The sequence below is a fragment of the Anoxybacillus suryakundensis genome (genome assembly GCF_001418025.1).
Lineage (GTDB): Bacteria > Bacillota > Bacilli > Bacillales > Anoxybacillaceae > Anoxybacillus > Anoxybacillus tengchongensis.
The window spans coordinates 1-14716 of the sequence record NZ_LIOK01000017.1; the positions used below are offsets into that span (position 1 = coordinate 1).

Below are 14716 nucleotides of genomic sequence, written 5' to 3' on the forward strand. Positions count from 1 at the left end.
GAGAAGAATGGGTGTGAAAACGGTCAGAAGATGGGGGCAAATGGCTATTGGAGCTGTTTTTTTTCGTGCGTGCTTCCAGCTCTTGAACGCGATACTTGAGTTGTTCATTTTCTTTGCGCAGCTGTTTGATTTCGTGACGCAAATGTTCATTTTCTTGAACGAGTTGATGAATGAGCTGTTTCTGTTGTTGGACTTTGCTGATTAAGCTCTCAACTGTAAATACAGCTTGTTGTACCGTCAACATGCGATTCACCTCCTTGTCTATCAATATTCACATCATAGACAGGAAAAGCAAAAAATATTCAGCTCACTTGATCATGTGGCTGAATAGTTACATTTTTAAGATAGAAGGGGAATTATGGGGAACATAAAAAAACTACATCCGATCAGCATAACGATTATTATCGGAACATTATTTGCAAGAATGGCGATGTTTATGACCATTCCGTTTTTAGCCATTTATTTAACGAGTGTCAAAGGGGTTAGCGCTTCATTAACCGGAGCGATGATTGGGATCAGCTCGATTGTTGGGTTGTTTGGCGGGTTCTTTGGCGGGTATTTTTCTGATCGATATGGACAAGAAAAAGTGATGAAAATGTCGCTTTTTATGTGGGGATTTGTTTTTATTGGTTTTGCGACTGCTGAGAGCGTTTTTACTTTTTTTCTATTAAATGCATTAAACGGATTATGTCGCTCGTTTTTTGAACCGTCTTCGCGATCATTGCTATCGCAAGTGACAAACCAAGAAAATAAATTGCTCGTGTTTAACTTGCGATACGCTGCGATTAATGTAGGGGCAGCAATTGGTCCATTAGTGGGGTTAAAAATCGGTAGTTCGTCATCAACAGCCGCTTTTTTTATCACTTCTTTTGTTTATTTTCTTTATTTTATTTTACTCATCGTACTTTTTTCAAAATATTCGATTGAAAAACATAGCGATGCATCTGAACGTGTAACGCTTCAAAACGCTGTCAACGTATTAGGGAATGATCGCGTTTTTTTATTCGCTGTGATCGGAATGATTCTCGGTGTTACTGGGTATTCACAATTTCATTCAACGATTCCACAATATTTGTCGCAATATAAAGATGGTGTACAGCTTTTTTCTTATTTAATCGTCTTTAATGCCATTACTGTGCTCGCTATACAGTATCCTGTTTCAAGAATTGGCAAGCATTATTCTGCACTAACATCGATTATGCTTGGCATTGGTGCGGTAGCTTTAGGTCTTCTCGGATTTGGTTTATTCACTGCTGTTCCGATGTTATTTGCGTCTATGTTTGTATTAACCGTCGGAGAAGTGATGATGTTTTCGATGGTTGAAATATTTATTGACCAAATCTCACCTCAACATATGAAGGGATTATATTTCGGTTCTATGGGGTTTACGGCAATCGGGAATGCTGCTGGGCCTTGGATTGGAGGATTAATGCTTGAACACCTCGGTTATGGCAACCATCTACTTATTTTTAGCTTGTTAGCCTTATGTACTTCCATCGGTTTTCCTGTTTTCTTATATGTTGGTCGTCTAATGAAGGCGACGAAACGGCATATGGAATATAGTTTGTAACAGTTTGTTTGTACGACGGGGGGGTGGAGAGGTGAGGAAATTTGCAATCTTTAGTTTGCTTATTGTAGCCATGATTGTAGCGATGCTTTTTTATGCCGGGAACGATTTTAAGGCAAAGGATGCCATGCCTATTCTTGATGAAAATGGTTCCAGTTCGTATGAACTAAAAGATGCCACAAATGTTGAAAAAGCAGTAAGCGAAGCGATTAAAGAACATGGGAAAACGTATGGAAAGGGAGAATACATTACGGAAGGACACATCATTCTCGGTACAGAACGAAAAGAAAATGAAGTGAAGGCATATACGATCGCAAGTGTTGGTGTATTTGAATTTCAAGACGGTATATTTACCATCGTATCAGGCAGCGGAGCCATTCCGACTGTGATGACATTTTCAATCGATGAGCATGGGCAGTATAAACTTGTCGCATACGAAGAGCCACTTGATGGAGAAGAATATGTTGAATCCATTAAGAAAATGTTTCCGAAAAAATATGACTCAAAGGTATTAAATGCAGAGAAATACTATGGTGAACTTGTTAAGCAGCAAGAAAAACAGGCAAAGGAGTATTTAAAAAAGATTGGTCGAGATGCAAAAGTGATCACATCTTATGTGGAAAAACACCCGCTCAATATTTCTATACAAGCAATGAACTATTTTCTTCAAATGCGTAGTAGGGATCCATTTTTGAATGAGTGTCCAGATTGGCTTGGGACGCGTGAAGTAATCGAACAAGGAATTCGGTATGTGTATGAAACATCTCAAAGTAAAGCAAATGACGGACGAGATGTCGTTGTTTTTCGGAAGATGAAAGAAGATGGAACGATAATCGAAATGAGAAAGTATGTGATTGAAGAAAATCAAATTAAACGCACAGAGGAATAAAAAAGCAGTCCGCTTGCTTAGGACTGCTTTTCGTATCTTTTCTTTAATTCCTTATACCAAAGCGAGTGACGTTCTTTTACATATTCTTCGTCTACATAACCGGTAAACATACCAGGCAACAGTTTGCGATTTTCTTTGACGATAAACGCCGCTAAATGCATAACGACACCGAGGATGACCATGACTGTCGCTAAATTGTGCAACTGCGCTCCCCAAAACAAAATGCCATTTGTCGGCTGAACGCCCATAATATTTTTAATAACTTTAATGACGCCTGTAACGATGACAAGACCGATGGAAATAACGAAATATAAGTAGGCGATTCGTTGTTCAGGTAAGTACTTTTCGCTTGGTGGTTCTTTTTGCCCTAAAATCATCGCCTTTATAATGAGATAAGAACCTTTTACGTCTCCTTTTTTCGGCCAAATGTCAAACTCTTTTTTCATCACGTGATAAACGATATGATACGTCGTAAAGAACAGGAGTGTTGCCGCGAAAAAGTAATGCACTAATAACGTAATCTCATACGATGTGAGCCATTTTGTACCGAACGGCTGGACGATTAAATAGCGACCGTATACAGGCATTTGGCCGATCCCTGTAATGATAAGCATGATGATTGAAATGGCAACACCCCAATGGACGAAGCGATTCGGAAGCGGTTGGCGGTAAATTTTATTTTTCTTCTTTTGACTCATGTTGTTTTTCCCCTTCCTTTTTCTTCTGCCCAGATAATACTTTGTAAGCCGTAATGCCTGCGGCTGCTGCACCAGCGATTGGAGCGATGAGCGTGGCGAGCATATATCCGTGTGTCGTTTCTAGCATATTTTCAACTTCAGGCTTCATATGTGGACGACCGAAGCGAGTATCATTTTCTTCTTTTTTCTTTGCTTCAATCGCTTCATCAATTTTATCGAATGGTACATCTGAAACGTAAAGTGTTAGCGTTCCACTATTTTCAACATCCCCATAAATAAAGCCATCAATTTCTTTTGCTCGTTCGTACGCTTTTTTTCGAATTTGTTCGTACGGGCCGAATTCAATCGCTCCTCTCGGACAGGCAGTTTCACATGCTGGGCTTTTTCCTTCTTCAAGTAAATCTGCACACATGTCGCATTTATACATGACACCGCCTCCAGCTAATTCTGGAACGAGCTTCATATATAAACCGACACCTGCTTGACGTTGTGGAATGTCCCAAGGGCAAACAGCACGACACTTTGCCCCACCCATGCAGAAGTTTTCATCAATTTTCACCGCTCCATGTTTCGTTTTTTCGATGACTCCAAACGGACAAAGTTTTTGACACGGTGCATCAAGACAATGCATACATCTTCTTGGTATAGCGACATCTTTCGTTTTACCGTTCCAATTTACTTGCACTTTTTCAACGTATGTCCAGTTGTAAGGAGTGAGGCGATCAGTGCGGTCTTTTTCGTTGGACCAGTCTTCATGCTTTTTTTGTGGCCAATAATCTTTGATTGGTTTTTGTGGCTGTGGGAAACGGTGTTCATTTTTTTGTCTACAAGCTGTCACACATAATGGTGTGTCATAAGCTGCGCAACCATCACATTTTGTTAAGTCAATAAGTGAGCCGATTAACGTGTTTTCGTCTGATTTGTCAGTTTGTGCGTATCCCGGTGTTTTTGTCGCAAGCAACATCCCAGCTGTTGCACCAGCAACTGTTGAACGTTTTAAAAACGTTCGACGACTTATTTTTTCACTCATAGAGCTATCCCTCCTCACGCATATACATATATGGGTATTTTAATTAAAATGAAATGCTTTGAAAAGATGAAATGTATTTTTTTTGTGACAAAATTATGACAAAGTGAGGACAATGTTCATGCCTATGGGGAGATGCATAAGCTGAAACGGTAAAACGTATGGAGGGATGAGCATGCCATTTATTTCAGACCGTTTTCCAACGATGACGGTAGTGACGACTGTTGGAACGATCACATTGCCAGATGATTATGCTGGGCGTTGGTTTGTCCTCTTTAGTCATCCAGCTGATTTTACCCCGGTTTGCACGACAGAGTTTGTGGCGTTTGAGAAAATGAAGCCACAATTTGACGAGATGAATACAGAGTTAATCGGCCTGTCAGTTGAACAAGTGTTTTCTCATATGAAATGGATCGAATGGATTCGTGAAAAGCTTCGTGTTCGCATTTCGTTTCCGATTATTGCAGATGAACTTGGATATGTGGCGAAACAGCTCGGGATGATTCATCCAACGAAAGGGACAAGAACGGTGCGCAGCGTATATGTTGTCGACCACGAAGGAACGATTCGTCTCATGTTAACGTACCCTGAATCAGTCGGAAGAAACATATACGAAATTGTGAGAGCGGTGAAAGCGTTGCAGACAGCGGATGCGTATAAAGCAGCAACACCAGCGAATTGGCCACATAATGAACTAGTAGCAGATCGGCTTATTATGCCGCCACCGCGCACCATTCAACAAGCAGAGGAACGATTAAATAAAGCAAAACAAGGGGAAATGGATTGTTTTGATTGGTGGTTTTGTACGAAACAAAGATGAAAAGACGGCGAGCGCATGATTCGCTGTCTTTTTGTATACTTAGGATAAAAAATTTTGATCGGTCGCAACATTTTCAGCTGTTCAGTTGTATATGGAGTGAAAGGAGGTCGTTTCGTTGTGCCCAAAAGAACAAATTAAACGTGCTATGGATGAATATGGGAATATGGTATTACGTTTAGCGTATACGTATATGAGCAATCAACATGATGCGGAAGATGTATTTCAAGATGTATTTATTAAGTTATATGAACATATGGATCGAATGCAAAGTGAAGAGCATATGAAGGCGTGGTTGATTCGCGTTACTATCAATATATGCAAAAACAAACTGAAATCGTTTGTATATCGAAAAATGGATGCATATGAAGATGGGGCTCATTCTCCTTATATTGATAACAACGATAGCTTTGAAGTCATATTAGCAGTCACATCGCTCCCGACAAAATATCGAGAGGTTGTCCATTTATTTTATTATGAAGGGTATCAAACGAAAGAAATCGCCCATTTGTTGAAAAAGCGTGAAAGTACGGTTCGTTCGTTGCTTTCTCGTGCGAGAGAAATGTTAAAAAACAAATTGAAAGGGGATTATGATTTTGCGTGAGCGATATAAAAAAGAGATGGAACACATTGTCGTGACACAAGAATTGAAAAATAAAGTGATCGCCCAGATTGAAAAAAGAGAAAAACAACCGAAGCGAAAGTCATTTCGTCCTGCATATGTTGCCGTTGTTGCGGCAAGTGTATTATTGGCAATTAGCTTGCATCCGACAATCCCGACTAAAGAGAAAGAGGAAATCATGAGAGAGAACATGCAAGGAGAGGATATGTTAAAAATGGAAGTAGCCGACTCAAATATGGCTATTCATGATGTCACATATGATGCAAACACTCGAAAACTAACTTTCTCGGTAACGAATAAAAGTGATGCTGTCATTTCATTTGGGTATGCATATACAATCGAGCGATATGATGAGACAAAGCAAACATGGCAACCAACAACGTTAACGAATGATCTCGCATTTATCGAAATGCTTGCGTTAATTGATAAAGGACAGACTGTGAAAGATATGATTGATTTTTCATTGTTAAAACAGCCGTTAGCAAATGGAAAGTATCGCATCGTGCGCACGTATTATGCTGATGCGGCTCATTTAACAGGTTACATTGAATTTGACGTTGTCGATCAAAAGTTGTTGAACTTTCACACGTATATTGAGATGAAACCGACTGAAACGAGCGAAAGTAAAGATGTGAAATTAACATGGGAAAAAGACCCGCGCTTTTCTCTGTATAGTGCTCATAACGGACTTGTCTCAACAAGAACAGGTCGTCAAGGACTGCACATATATCCGATGTATGAAGGAAACGAACAGGTAAATTTCTCGATGGAAGCTAGCGATGGCACGTTATTTACGGACAAAATGGTCGACGATGCGACAACTATTCACGGAGCGGAGCAATCGGTATCGTCCGATGAACAAATCATTGCTGACTCCATGCCACCTGACAGCGGACAAGTGGAGGGGATGGAAGGATACGTAGGACCGAAAGTATTGTTTTTAAATGGTGAGCGTGTTAACGTTGAACCATCGATTGTTTTTTGGGAACCGAAGGAAGAAAGTAAAAAAGAGGAAGTCAAAGTGAAAGTGACAGTAATCAACGCACGTACAAACGAATCCATTGGTACATTTTATGTCGTTATCGTTCGACAAGGAGATGAATATATGTTACACCATATAGAATAAACGAGGGGAGCCCCTCGTTTATTTCTTTAAAATGAAACGAATGCTAGAAATGGAAGCCTCATGCTCAAGAGAGCGGTGTGAAAGAAGAGTTAACAGTTGCTCATGGTTGTCGATTTTGCTTTCTAGTTTTTTGACGATCTCATTTGTTTCAAGCACCGCTTGCTGGACAAGCGCTAAGTCTTGCTTTGTGGCCATATTCGCTTTAACTTCTTCAAGTTCTGTTTTGAGTTCCGCAAGTTCTTGTTTTGTTGCCATGTTAGCTTTGACTTCTGCCAGTTCTACTTCCATGTTTTCAAGCTTGTCCAAAATGCGTTGTAGCATATGCTCCATACGTACCCTCCTTTCGTTTGGAAAAGTAGAGAGGGAAACAGTTGTGTGGCATGTCGTACGTTGAAAAGAGGCTTTGTTTGATGTGGCAGTACAGATGAAGACCGTTCCCCATTCTTATTATAAATGATAAGAATGAAGAGCGGAACAGGAAACGATATGCTCTTTCTTTTCATTTTCTTCATACATGATGTATTGTATAAGAAGATACGAACATGGAGTGATGGCATATGTTATGGAAAGAAGCAGAGCGATTTATTACATTATGTTATAAAGAGTTAGGAAAAAGCGATGATGACATTCATGAACGTTTGCAACAAATTGAGCGTGAGATTGAACAAAAGGGGACGTATGAACATACGTATGAAGAACTTGAGCACGGAGCGCGTATGGCATGGCGCAACAGCAATCGTTGTATCGGGCGTCTATTTTGGCAAACGCTTCATGTGTTTGATGCGCGTATGATTGAGCGGGAAGAGGATATCGCTGAGCGACTGTTTTATCACATTGAATTTGCGACAAACGGTGGGAAAATTCGTCCGACCATTACTATTTTTCGTCCTGAGCGGGTACGCATCTGGAATCATCAACTAATTCGCTATGCGGGTTATGAAACAGAGCATGGAACGATTGGGGACTCATCGTCCATATCGTTTACGAAAGCATGTGAGCAGTTAGGTTGGAAAGGGGAACGAACGCATTTTGACATCTTGCCTCTTGTCATTCAAGTGGATGGGCGCAAGCCGAAATTGTTTCCGATTCCAAAAGATATTGTGCTGGAAGTGCCGATTGAACATCCGACGTTTTCATGGTTTCGCGATTTACAATTAAAATGGTATGCGGTGCCGATTATTTCAGATATGTGTTTAGAAATCGGAGGCATACGTTATACAGCAGCCCCGTTTAACGGCTGGTATATGGGAACAGAAATTGGTGCGCGCAATTTTGCCGATGATTACCGCTATAACATGCTTCCGAAAATTGCTTCATGCATGGGACTCGATACGTCAAGAAATAGTACATTATGGAAAGATCAAGCGCTTATTGAATTAAATATCGCTGTTTTATACTCATATAAAAAAGCAGGGGTAAGTATTGTCGATCATCATACCGCTGCACAGCAGTTTAAGCGGTTCGAACAGCAAGAGCAAGAAGCAGGAAGGAAAGTAACAGGCAGTTGGACGTGGCTCATTCCCCCACTTTCTCCTGCAACGACGCACATTTTTCACCAACATTATGATAATACAATCGTCAAACCGAATTATTTTTATCAACAACGTCCATATGAGTAACACCGCTATTGACGCGGTGTTTTTTATATGAATATATCTTTAATTTTCAGAATATTATTTACTAATCTCTTGTTTTTTTGATATAGTATAGAAAAAAGGAAAAGGGGGGAGCTCGGGTGGATTTTATTGAGCGGCTCAAAATGGAAGAAATGCGAAGGAAAAATTTTTTCTTGTTCCTTATTTACACATTTAGCGCAATAACGGGTGTGATCGGGCTTATTTTGATTGGAGAGAGAGTAGAGAAGATCGCCATCTATGGAGGGAGTTTGGCTCTGAATGTATGCGTTTATGTAGCTTTAAGAAAAATGAAAAAGTACGAGCTGATTTACCCATACTTTATTATTTTTATATTATTTTTGGCCACTTTAGTCAGCCTGTTTACGACTGGAGGGAGCTTAGGAACGATTGCGCTCGCTTTTTGCTTAGTTGTATTATCCGTATTGCATTTAAATCGCACGTTGTTTGTAACAGGACTTTTGCTTGGAATTATTATTTTAGTTGTCGGTGCGCTTGTTCCTTCTTCTTTTCAGCAAGTATTTCAAAAAACAGGACATACGGTTTTTATTGTTTATGTGATGATTGGTATTGCCCTTTCTGTGTTATTGCATTTAAGTCGTAAGCAATTTCACCAACTCGTTGAACATGTGGGGCAGACGCATGCCGAAAAAGAAAAGCAAACGGCAAGAAGACATGAACTTGAAGACCAGTTAAAGCATATTATTGAAAATGTTGAACATATTCATCAACAAGTACTTCAAAATGTACAAGCACAAGAAGAAATGAAAGAAGCGATTCGGCAAGCAGCGGTAGCAGGTCAAGCGCAAAGTGAACAAGTCATTGATATTCACGATGAAGTAGCGGAAGCGAAAGCAATGAGTGAGCAGATTTACGAGACTTCTAAACAATTAAACGAGCACTCATCGCAATCAAGCGAAATGGCACAAGCGGGTATACAAAAAATGCATCTTTTATTAACACATACAGAAAAATTTCACGAGGCGATTCATGCTACAAAAGCAACATTACATGCTCTAACAAGTAAAATTGCCAATACAAATGAGTTAACGAAACAAATTAAACAAATTACAAATCAGACGAATTTATTGGCTTTAAATGCAACGATTGAGGCAGCGCGAGCAGGAGAGTATGGGAAAGGATTTGCGGTTGTTGCTGAAGAAATTCGCAAATTGGCTGTATTGACGGAAGAAACGACACAACACATCGTTCGTAATTTAGCGGAAGTCAACGAAAGCAACAATGAACTATTAGAGAGAATGAATGAAACGAGTGAGCAATTAACGAAAAATGAGACGTTAACGGATGAAGTGAATGTGTATTTTGAAAAATTGTATGGGTCGTTAAATCATTTGCAAGAACAATTATCTTACTTTTTTATCATTAGTGAAAAGCTAGAGAAGCAAGGGGAGAAGATGGATCGTTCCATTGGCGATTTTTCTGTCTTTATTCAGCAGTCGAGCGCATCGCTTGAAGAAGTAAGTGCGACAGTTGAACATTTAAAAGATGCAAATGAAAAAATGGCAGCATATGTGACAGAAACCGCCCAACGCGCTGCAGTCATTCAACAACAAATGATATAAAAGGAAAAGCACCCCGAAAAATTGGAGGTGCTTTTCTGTTGGAAAAAATTTATGACAACTGTTCTCTTGTCTCAAGAAAATCGTTCCACATTGTAAGGAACAAGTCAATGAGTTTCGGATCAAATTGTTTTCCGCGACCATCAAGCAAAATTTCTTTTACTTTTTCTGGAGGAAATGCGTCTTTATAAATGCGTTTTGATAACAACGCATCAAATACGTCAACGATTGCAACAATTCGTCCTTCTAGCGGAATTTCTTCTCCTTTCAAGCCGTTCGGATATCCTTGTCCATTCCACCATTCATGATGGGTTTGGGCGATGTTCGCCGCCATTTGAATGACTGGTAAATCGAGATTAGCTAAAATTTGATGACCGATGAGCACGTGCGTCTTCATGGACTCCCATTCTTCTTTCGTTAGTTTCCCTGGTTTGTTTAAGATGTAATCAGGAATGCCTACTTTTCCAATGTCATGAAATTTAGCAGCGACTTGAATGTTCGCAACAAATTGTTCATCACATCCAGCCAAACGAGCAAGCATGCTAGAAAGAATACCAATGCGATGCACATGGTTTTTCGTATCGTCATCCCGATATTCAGCAAGCTGAAGCAGTCGTTCAAGCGTATCAAACATGACTTTAGCTTCTTTCGTCACGTCTTGAATGACGAGAAGGGCACGTGACAGCTCGAAAATTTTGTTTTGTGGCAAAAGCCGAACTTTATAATAGTGTGGACCGTTTTCATTTTCAAATGTCGCAAGCATTGGCTCCGTTTTTTCTTCTAGTGCTGGACATCCTGAACAAGGTACGGTGCGTTGGTGAAAAAGCTCATAACATCGTCGACCGATTGGATGTTCTTCCTTTATACCCATTGTGTGCAATAATCGTTTTGTTTTTTCATCAATCCATGTAATACGTCCAAAATCAATTGTACTAATTTCATAAGCATAAATGTCAAGAAAATCGAAATCACGTAAAAATAAGTATGGTCGAATAATTTCTTGCATAATCGCAAGCGTGAATTTAGAAAATCGTTCGAATGAATGAATATATTGGACAACATATGGATCATGCAAATATTCTTTTGTTAAAAATACCTTTTTTATCGCTTCACAAATAGATTCTGTCGTAATATGGAAAAAACTTTCGTGATATTTTTGATCAATAATTAGTCGACTCCAGTCGCGAATAATACGAAAGTACGCTTCCATCTCATAATAAATTTTTTCTTGAAAAAATTGTAGTAAAAAGTTTTTGACGTAATTAAAAAACTTTTCGCGTTCAAAAAAACTGTATGAGTAATCTTCCCAGAAACGTTGGGAAAACGATTGGCGAAACGCATCCATAATTGCCTCAACACGAAATGAAATATAGCCGCTAAATTGATCGAGATGTTGCAAATCTTGTTCTGTAAATCCATTTACTTGTTGTAGTTTGTGTAATTCATAACGAAGTGGATGCGCTGCTTTCTCGATTTCGGCCATTTCATATGCTTCAATAGTCAATTGCATATCAAATGAAAACAACGCATGAATGGCTAATAAAATGTTTATTGTCTCGTTTGGTAAAACAGATGATATGTGTTTATGGATAATTTCAATGTATTTTGTATACGTAGCCAAATACCATTTTAAATCGAGCCCGATTTCTGAATGCACTTTACCAATGTTATATCGTTTTTGAATATACGCATCGTCGATGATTCCGTTAAAGCATTCTCTTAAATATGTGATCTGTGTCTTTTTTAATTGCTGTAATGTTGAATGTTCTTCAATTAACTTACGCAAAGTAGGGATAGATAATATCTCTTTATATAAGTCTTCAACAATCCCTTTGACTAACGGTTGCAATACATCGCGATGATTATAAATTGATTGTAGCTTTCCTTCTGTTACCCCCGTGTAACTTAACTGTTGTAGTCGCTTTTGGTCTGTTACTTGTATATGTTTCATCCCCCAAGTACTCCCCTTATCGTATATGAGCTGTTTGTAACTGTTTTACCACTTGTTCAAAAGGAACAGGTGGACTAAATAAATAACCTTGCGCTTTGTCGCAATGAGTGGATTGTAAAAACGATACGTGTCGATCTGTTTCTACTCCTTCAGCGACAATGTGAAGCTGCAAACGATGGGCAAGTGCGATAATCGCTTCTGTTAATTTTGCGGTATGTTCGTTTGTAATGACTTCGAAAATAAACGATTTATCAATTTTTAGTGTGTCAACTGAAATATGGCGTAAATAGGCAATGGATGAGTAGCCGCTTCCGAAATCGTCAATTGCGATGCGAATGCCTATTTGTTTCAGTGCCCGGATCGTTTCAATGACTTGTTTTTCATCGCTTAAAGCGACATTTTCTGTAATTTCTAGTTCAATATATTGTGGTTGTAGACAAGTTTGTTCTAATAGCTGTTGTACAAAAGAAAAGAACTGCTCATTTTTTAACTGACGAAGCGATAAGTTAATGCTTACATATATGTGAGACATGCCTTGTTCATGTAGCCGTTTTAAATCTAATACAGCTGTTTGGAAAATATATTCTCCAAGCGGAATAATAAAACCGTCTTCTTCAGCGATACTAATAAATTCATCTGGTGGAATAAATCCGAGTTTTTCGTCTTTCCAGCGGGCGAGTGCTTCTATGCCAACAAGCCGATTTTGTTTCATATCGATAATTGGTTGGTAATATACAGAAATGGCACGTTGCTCTAGCGCAACGTGTAGTCGCTGACGAATGAGCGATTTTCGCATCCGTTCTTTTTCAAACGTTGGATCGTACATCGCCCATTGATTTTTTCCTTTTTTCTTTGCTTCATACATTGCCATATCCGCATGTTGAATTAACGTCATTTCATCTTCACCGTGCGTCGGATATATGCTTATGCCAAGACTTGTTGTAATAAACAACTCTTTTTGACGGACGTAAAAAGGTTCACCTAGTATATGAATCATTTGTTGTGCGACTTGCTCAAACGAAGGAACATCAACAACAATAACTGCAAATTCATCTCCTCCAAGTCGGGCGACAAAATGGTCGTGCAAATGAGTTAAACGTTTAGCGACAGACTGTAATAAAAGATCACCAGCCGCATGCCCGAGTGAATCATTAATGTTTTTGAAATTGTCTAAATCTAGGAAAAAAAGCGCTACTGTTTCGTTTTTTACTTTCGCTATTTCCAATCGTTCACGAAGTGTATCGATAAAATAACGACGATTTGGTAAATTCGTTAGTTCATCGAATAACGCCTGTTTTCTTAGCTGTTCCCGACTTTTAGCGAGCGCTTGTTCAGCGCGCTCTCTTGCCTGAAACGGTTCTTTAAATGATGCCAAGTATAAGCCACGTAAAAAGTAAGAAAAGCCGATCACTTTATATATATGTCCGAAGATGTTTAGCACATCATAAACGTTACGATATAACGTAAAAATAAGCTCGCTTAAAAATAAAAAGACGAAACCAGCAGTGACATCAAGCGTCGGTGCTAATCGTTTTTCTTTATAGTGGCGGATGAGTAAAACGATTGTGATAACATGCAACGTTGTAATGATATATTCTATCCCATTTTTAAATGGTGTTGTTCCTACCCCTTCGATGACAAGCGGAGGAAGCGAATCTGCAGCGTGCACAATTCCCACCGACACTAGCCCGATATATAGGAATGGAACGAAGAAAGCAAGAAACTTATCTTTTTCATGAATCGGACCGTCAGGGAGTAAGAAAGCGAGCAATAAAAATATGGCTTGGGTCATACGGGCAGCTAGCCAGAAAGAAGTTGAAAGTTGAACCGAGCTATCGGCAACGATAATGCCAGGCATTTGTTTATATGTAAGCGTATGCAATAAATCGAGAAAAGCAACAGTTAAAAATGTTGTTGCAATACGTAAACGACGGCGTGACAATGCTTGGGGAAATGAAATCCACCCTTGAAACGCAATGGCCATGGCTACCGTAATACTGAAAAACTCAAGTAATGTATGAACCGATAAAAAATGGTTCCGCTCAAATGTCATTGTTAACGATGAGCTAAACAGTAAAATGCCTAAAAAACAAATGAAAGCAAAAACAGTTATGGTCACCGTTCGCTTCTCTTTTTTTGTCATCAATGTTATGTCCCTCCACCATCCCCATGTTACATACATTATATATCGGAAAAACGGGAGAGGAAATGAAAAAATAATGAAAAAAGCAGGGGACATTCCCTGCTTTTCGTCGAGAGCAAGCACTTCGCGTCGAAAAGACGTTCGGCATGAAGTGCTTGCCTTCGCATTATAATCGTTTTGCACCTACAAAACGTTGTTTCCAATAAGCTTGGTGGATGGAGTTTACTTGAACGCCTTTTGATGATGTCGCATGAATCATACGACCATCGCCGATATAGATCGCTACGTGGGAAATCCCTTTATGTTTCGACGTTTTGAAAAATAGTAAATCTCCTGGTGCTAATTGGTTAAGAGAAACAGGCTTCCCTTTCGCATACATTGCACTCGAAGAATGCGGAAGCGAAACTCCTACTTTCTTATATGTATAGCTAACAAAACCGGAACAGTCAAATCCTTTTGGCGTCGTTCCTCCTGCACGATACGGTGTGCCAATGACTTTATGCGCTTCAGCGATGAGCGTATTTGCTGAAAAGGCAGCCTCTGTTTTGAAAGGGTTTGCAAAATACGTGAAACATAGCAACATGAAGAGAGCGGTAGTGGCTAGAGCTTTTTTCATTGCTTGAACCTCCAAAAGACTTGTTCCATGGACGACTACATTATAG

14 protein-coding genes are annotated in these 14716 nt (G+C 39.4%); 7 read left to right on the forward strand and 7 right to left on the reverse strand.

The genetic code is table 11. From position 1 onward, the window contains the following. Positions 1-244 (reverse strand): DUF6444 domain-containing protein (locus ASC42_RS10810; RefSeq protein WP_245191193.1); only part of this gene is annotated, 244 nt, incomplete at its 3' end. Between the two features lie 114 nt (positions 245-358). Here ASC42_RS10810 and ASC42_RS10815 point away from each other — a divergent pair. Then, on the forward strand, positions 359-1570 hold the full coding sequence (locus ASC42_RS10815; RefSeq protein ID WP_055441762.1) for an MDR family MFS transporter: 1212 nt from the start codon (positions 359-361) through the stop codon (positions 1568-1570). 31 nt (positions 1571-1601) lie between these two features. Beyond that, positions 1602-2456, forward strand: a complete 855-nt coding sequence (locus ASC42_RS10820; protein ID WP_245191194.1) for a transcriptional regulator — start codon at positions 1602-1604, stop codon at positions 2454-2456. A 17-nt stretch (positions 2457-2473) separates the two neighbouring features. Here the strand turns inward: ASC42_RS10820 and ASC42_RS10825 are convergent, their stop codons facing one another. Both ASC42_RS10825 and ASC42_RS10830 read right to left on the reverse strand, forming a co-directional pair. After that, a complete protein-coding gene (locus ASC42_RS10825) occupies positions 2474-3154 on the reverse strand; it encodes a formate dehydrogenase subunit gamma (RefSeq protein WP_055441763.1) in 681 nt (226 codons plus the stop codon). After that, positions 3132-4184 carry a 4Fe-4S dicluster domain-containing protein gene (locus tag ASC42_RS10830; protein WP_032100996.1) on the reverse strand — a complete coding sequence of 351 codons (1053 nt, stop codon included), beginning with the start codon at positions 4182-4184 and terminating at the stop codon, positions 3132-3134. The genes ASC42_RS10825 and ASC42_RS10830 overlap by 23 nt, the downstream gene beginning before the upstream one ends. A 172-nt stretch (positions 4185-4356) precedes the next feature. Between ASC42_RS10830 and ASC42_RS10835 the strand changes: the two genes are divergently transcribed. From ASC42_RS10835 to ASC42_RS10845, 3 genes are all read left to right on the forward strand, one after another. Further along, positions 4357-5001: a peroxiredoxin gene (locus ASC42_RS10835; RefSeq protein ID WP_141653525.1), complete on the forward strand. Its 645-nt coding sequence runs from the start codon at positions 4357-4359 to the stop codon at positions 4999-5001. Positions 5002-5116: 115 nt separating this feature from the next. Next, positions 5117-5602 carry a sigma-70 family RNA polymerase sigma factor gene (locus tag ASC42_RS10840; RefSeq protein WP_082435724.1) on the forward strand — a complete coding sequence of 162 codons (486 nt, stop codon included), beginning with the start codon at positions 5117-5119 and terminating at the stop codon, positions 5600-5602. Continuing rightward, on the forward strand, positions 5589-6746 hold the full coding sequence (locus ASC42_RS10845) for an immunoglobulin-like domain-containing protein (RefSeq protein WP_055441765.1): 1158 nt from the start codon (positions 5589-5591) through the stop codon (positions 6744-6746). Before ASC42_RS10840 ends, ASC42_RS10845 begins: the two co-directional genes overlap by 14 nt. An 18-nt stretch (positions 6747-6764) precedes the next feature. Here ASC42_RS10845 and ASC42_RS10850 read toward each other — a convergent pair whose 3' ends face one another. Further along, positions 6765-7076, reverse strand: a complete 312-nt coding sequence (locus ASC42_RS10850; RefSeq protein WP_055441766.1) for a hypothetical protein — start codon at positions 7074-7076, stop codon at positions 6765-6767. A gap of 227 nt (positions 7077-7303) precedes the next feature. Between ASC42_RS10850 and ASC42_RS10855 the strand changes: the two genes are divergently transcribed. Both ASC42_RS10855 and ASC42_RS10860 read left to right on the forward strand, forming a co-directional pair. Further along, positions 7304-8365 (forward strand): nitric oxide synthase oxygenase, encoded by a 1062-nt coding sequence (locus ASC42_RS10855; protein WP_055441767.1) that lies wholly within the window; start codon positions 7304-7306, stop codon positions 8363-8365. A 116-nt stretch (positions 8366-8481) separates the two neighbouring features. After that, a complete protein-coding gene (locus ASC42_RS10860; protein ID WP_055441768.1) occupies positions 8482-9963 on the forward strand; it encodes a methyl-accepting chemotaxis protein in 1482 nt (493 codons plus the stop codon). A gap of 49 nt (positions 9964-10012) precedes the next feature. Here the strand turns inward: ASC42_RS10860 and ASC42_RS10865 are convergent, their stop codons facing one another. The 3 genes from ASC42_RS10865 to ASC42_RS10875 form a co-directional block, all read right to left on the reverse strand. Next, a complete protein-coding gene (locus tag ASC42_RS10865; protein WP_055441769.1) occupies positions 10013-11911 on the reverse strand; it encodes a protoglobin domain-containing protein in 1899 nt (632 codons plus the stop codon). A 16-nt stretch (positions 11912-11927) separates the two neighbouring features. Further along, entirely contained in the window at positions 11928-14054 is a 2127-nt protein-coding gene (locus ASC42_RS10870) for a bifunctional diguanylate cyclase/phosphodiesterase (protein WP_055441803.1), read from the reverse strand. A gap of 166 nt (positions 14055-14220) precedes the next feature. After that, positions 14221-14670 carry a C40 family peptidase gene (locus ASC42_RS10875; protein WP_055441770.1) on the reverse strand — a complete coding sequence of 150 codons (450 nt, stop codon included), beginning with the start codon at positions 14668-14670 and terminating at the stop codon, positions 14221-14223. Between the last annotated feature and the right edge of the window lie 46 nt (positions 14671-14716).

What these genes read in the sequence shown, in the direction of transcription:
- ASC42_RS10815 (WP_055441762.1), top strand. Translation starts at nt 359, where the DNA reads ATGGGGAACATAAAAAAACTACATCCGATCAGCATAACGATTATTATC.
- ASC42_RS10825 (WP_055441763.1), bottom strand. Translation starts at nt 3,154, where the DNA reads ATGAGTCAAAAGAAGAAAAATAAAATTTACCGCCAACCGCTTCCGAAT.
- ASC42_RS10830 (WP_032100996.1), bottom strand. Translation starts at nt 4,184, where the DNA reads ATGAGTGAAAAAATAAGTCGTCGAACGTTTTTAAAACGTTCAACAGTT.
- ASC42_RS10835 (WP_141653525.1), top strand. Translation starts at nt 4,357, where the DNA reads ATGCCATTTATTTCAGACCGTTTTCCAACGATGACGGTAGTGACGACT.
- ASC42_RS10845 (WP_055441765.1), top strand. Translation starts at nt 5,589, where the DNA reads ATGATTTTGCGTGAGCGATATAAAAAAGAGATGGAACACATTGTCGTG.
- ASC42_RS10850 (WP_055441766.1), bottom strand. Translation starts at nt 7,076, where the DNA reads ATGGAGCATATGCTACAACGCATTTTGGACAAGCTTGAAAACATGGAA.
- ASC42_RS10855 (WP_055441767.1), top strand. Translation starts at nt 7,304, where the DNA reads ATGTTATGGAAAGAAGCAGAGCGATTTATTACATTATGTTATAAAGAG.
- ASC42_RS10865 (WP_055441769.1), bottom strand. Translation starts at nt 11,911, where the DNA reads ATGAAACATATACAAGTAACAGACCAAAAGCGACTACAACAGTTAAGT.
- ASC42_RS10870 (WP_055441803.1), bottom strand. Translation starts at nt 14,054, where the DNA reads ATGACAAAAAAAGAGAAGCGAACGGTGACCATAACTGTTTTTGCTTTC.
- ASC42_RS10875 (WP_055441770.1), bottom strand. Translation starts at nt 14,670, where the DNA reads ATGAAAAAAGCTCTAGCCACTACCGCTCTCTTCATGTTGCTATGTTTC.